Source organism: Bradyrhizobium manausense, assembly GCF_001440035.1.
Lineage (GTDB): Bacteria > Pseudomonadota > Alphaproteobacteria > Rhizobiales > Xanthobacteraceae > Bradyrhizobium > Bradyrhizobium manausense.
Genome location: NZ_LJYG01000116.1, coordinates 188,682 through 190,646, shown reverse-complemented (window position 1 = coordinate 190,646; position 1,965 = coordinate 188,682). Strand labels below are relative to the sequence as shown.

The 1,965-nt window shown below is 64.9% G+C and carries 3 protein-coding genes; 1 reads left to right on the top strand and 2 read right to left on the bottom strand.

What is annotated here, in order from left to right; genetic code table 11:
* Positions 1–686, top strand: a 686-nt coding sequence (locus AOQ71_RS41120) for a tetratricopeptide repeat protein (RefSeq protein WP_245317427.1), incomplete at its 5' end; no start/stop codon positions are given.
* Between the two features lie 130 nt (positions 687–816).
* Here the strand turns inward: AOQ71_RS41120 and AOQ71_RS41115 are convergent.
* Both AOQ71_RS41115 and AOQ71_RS49485 read right to left on the bottom strand, forming a co-directional pair.
* Entirely contained in the window at positions 817–1,791 is a 975-nt protein-coding gene (locus AOQ71_RS41115; RefSeq protein WP_057759460.1) for a type II secretion system F family protein, read from the bottom strand.
* A 13-nt stretch (positions 1,792–1,804) separates the two neighbouring features.
* Positions 1,805–1,965 (bottom strand): type II secretion system F family protein (locus AOQ71_RS49485; protein WP_430648688.1); only part of this gene is annotated, 161 nt, incomplete at its 5' end.

The following is a 1,965-nucleotide window of genomic DNA, read 5'->3' as shown; positions in this document are numbered from 1 at the left end:
CGGAGGCGGCTGCGCCGGCCGATCCGGCGCGCGCCGTCGAGGTCTATGGCGAGCGCTATCGGGCCAATCCCAAGGATGCCGATACGGCGCTGGCCTATGGCCAGGCCCTGCGCGCCAACGGCCAGCGCGCCCAGGCCGCGGCCGTGCTCGAACAGGCGACCATCGCCAATCCCAGCAACAAGGCGCTGCTGGCCCAATACGGTCGCGCGCTCTCCGACACCGGCAATTTCCAGCAGGCCTTCGACGTGCTGTCGAAGGCGCATTCGCCCGACAATCCGGACTGGCACCTGCTGTCGGTGCAGGGTACCTGCCTCGACCAGATGGGCCGCCACAACGAGGCGCGCGGCTATTATGCCAGCGCGCTGAAGATCGCGCCTGATGACCCCGGCGTGCTCTCCAATCTCGGCCTGTCCTACATGCTGACGAGGGACCTGCCCAAGGCGGAAGAGGCGCTGCGGCAGGCCTATGCGTCGCCGCGCGCGGGCCCGCGGGTGCGGCAGAATCTCGGCCTGGTGGTCGGCCTCCAGGGCCGTTTCGCGGAAGCCGAGACCATCGTGAAGGCGGACCTGGCGCCCGACCAGGCGGCGGCCAATGTCGCCTATCTGAAGGAGATGCTGAGCCGCAACGACGGTCCGCGCGGCGCGCCGAAGCGCACCCCGGTCGCTTCCCTCAGCCAGCCCGACTGATCCGCTGCCTTTGGCGCGATGGCGTGAATTTCATCCGATCATTCGGGCGTTTGCCGCGATCCACATGACGCCGAGCCGGCGCCGGCCGGCTACTGTGCATGGGGTTGTTTTCGCGGCTTTGGATCGCGCGTCAGTGCAGCTCGGAGATCTTGATGCCGGTCGGCCCGAGAATGACGACGAACAGCACCGGCAGGAAGAACAGGATCATCGGCACCGTCAGCTTCGGCGGCAGCGCGGCGGCCTTCTTCTCGGCCTCGTTCATGCGCATGTCGCGGTTTTCCTGCGCCATGACGCGCAAGGATTGCCCGAGCGGGGTGCCGTAGCGTTCCGCCTGCTGAAGCGCCAGACAGACCGACTTGACGCCTTCGAGTCCGGTGCGCTTCGCCAGGTTTTCGTAAGCGACCTTGCGGTCCTGCAAATAGGACAGCTCGGCGGTGGTCAGGGTGAATTCCTCCGACAGCGCGATCGACTGGCCGACGATCTCCGTTGCGACCTTGCGGAACGCCATTTCCACCGACATGCCGGATTCGATGCAGATCAGCAGCAGATCGAGCGCATCGGGAAAGGCGCGCTTGATCGAGAGCTGGCGCTTGGAGATCGCGTTCTTCAGGAACAGCATCGGCGCCTGCAGACCGAGATAGGCCGCGCCGACGCAGATGCCGATCTTGATCGGCATCGGACGGTCCATATGGGCGATCAGGAAGACGTAGACGACCGAGCCGATGAACAGCACGATCGGGGCGACCAGGCGGGCGAACAGGAACGTGATGTAAGGCGCATGGCCGCGATAGCCGGCCATGATCAGCTTGTCCCGCGCAGCCTCCTGCGCCAGCCATTTGGTGAGATTGAAGTCCTCGACCACCTTCGAGACGAGCTGCTTGGGGGTCTGGCGGAGCGAGACCTTTTCGGTCTTGTTGAGGCGCTCGCGCTCGCGCTGCCGGATGCGCTCGCGTTCGCTCGCCACCGCCTTCATGCGCTTGGAGAGGCCCTCGCCGGCGAACATCGGCATCACCAGCGTGTACACGGTGGCGCTGGCAGCGATGGCTGCCAGCAGCATGGTCATGAAGTGGGCGTCATGCAGTTTCGTAACGAGGAACTCGACCATGCGGCACCATCAATCAGAAATCGAAGTTGATCATCTTCTTCATCACCATGATGCCGATCGACATCCAGACGACGCAGCCGACCAGCATCAGCTGGCCAGTGGGATGGGTCCACAGCAGGGAGATGTAGCCGGGGGTCGTGAGATAGACGAGGAACATCACGATCGGCGGCAGCG